Below are 1,606 nucleotides of genomic sequence, written 5' to 3' on the forward strand. Positions count from 1 at the left end.
GGCTTCAACGAGGTTCCCGGACGTATACAATTCAACTGCATCATCAAAACTGTCCTTCGCTCCTTCTGGAAAGTTATGACGAAAAACCCATGTGTTTGGTGATTCTTCAATAAGCTTTATCATGACTTTATGAATGCGAGCGCTGGCAAAAATGTAGCTGATGTAAAAAGCGACGTACTTTAACCGTTTGTCATCTGTCACACCAGCACAGTTGCAAACATGCCTCTTATTCAGGTTCTACGAACCAAATCCATTCGGATTTTTTCAATATTGGTGTCATTAGTTTTTCACTAATTTGGGACACTTTTCACTTTTTGTGGCCACCGACATTTCTTGTCATTTCAAATTAACCCCAAATTCATCAAATGCAATTATGCATGGCAAACATGTATTTATTCGTTGTTGCTTTGCGTTTTAATTGCTTCTAGTCTGCCCTACAATGCATTTGAAAGGTCTCAGATAGGGAAAACATCAAAAAGCCAGTGTGGTTGCGTTTAGTTCGAACGACTCGGAGACACCAATAAGCATCTGGAGGAAAACAATGAAAAACCTAATATTTTGGCTGGCACTACTTGCTTCTGCGCCACTTTTGGCCGATGGCGATCACCACGTTACAGGCATCGGGCAGGAAAAACTGGGTACGGCGAACTTTGCCGTTTCCTGTTCACCGGCAGCGCAGTTAGAGTTTAATCGCGCGGTCGCGATGCTACACTCGTTTTGGTACGACGAAGCCAAGAAAACCTTTGCTCACATCGCCGAACTCGATTCCGATTGTGTTATGGCGCACTGGGGCATTGCAATGAGCCTATACCGCCAGTTATGGGCAACACCGCCCACCCAGGCGGAATTACAAGAAGGACGTGAGGCGTTAACGCGGGCACAAGCTTTGCCGGTGAAGACCGACCGCGAAAGCCTGTACCTGGATGCTGTCGCCCAACTGTACCGATCAGAAGATGCGGACTATGGTCGGCGCAAACAAGCTTACACGCAAGCTATGGCAAAGGTGCAAGCGCAGTTCCCTGACGATCCTGAAGCCAATGTGTTCTATGCCTTAGCCTTGATTTCCACAACCGATCCTCATGACAAGAGTTATGCACAACCCAGAATGGCATTGACGCTCTTACAAAAGGTATTGAACCAAATTCCTGACCATCCCGGCGTAGCCCATTATATTATTCACGCCAGTGACAACCCCGATTTGGCCACACAGGGTTTGGCGGCTGCGCGCGCCTACGCACACATTGCCCCCGCAGTACCCCATGCACTGCATATGCCCTCGCATATTTTCATTCGATTGGGCTTATGGGAAGACGCGGCGGCGTCAAATCTGGCCGCCTATCTCGCGGCCAAAGACTACGCCAAGGATAACTTTCCAGGCAAGGTGTGGGACCAAGAACTTCATTTCATGGATTACTTGCTGTACGCCTATCTACAAGACGGCCAGAACGACAAGGCACAAGCGTTGTGGAAAGAAGTAGCCAAGATTAAAAAGACCCACCCTGAAAATTCGACGTCCGCCTACGCTTTAGCTGCAATACCGGCTCGTTATTTCGTCGAGCGTCACGCATGGACAGAAGCGGCCAAACTCTCAGTGCAGCCTCGCGAT

The 1,606-nt window shown here is 48.4% G+C and carries 2 protein-coding genes; one reads left to right on the top strand and one right to left on the bottom strand.

Annotated elements, in window-relative coordinates:
- Nucleotides 1-201, bottom strand: a 201-nt coding sequence (locus AC3B8H_RS21170; protein ID WP_488443484.1) for a hypothetical protein, incomplete at its 3' end; no start/stop codon positions are given.
- A 340-nt stretch (nt 202-541) separates the two neighbouring features.
- On the opposite strand from AC3B8H_RS21170, the gene AC3B8H_RS21175 reads away from it, so the two are divergent.
- A partial coding sequence (locus AC3B8H_RS21175; protein WP_488443485.1) for a tetratricopeptide repeat protein occupies nt 542-1,606 on the top strand: 1,065 nt, incomplete at its 3' end.

It is taken from the genome of Methylomonas sp. BG-2 (assembly GCF_057766305.1).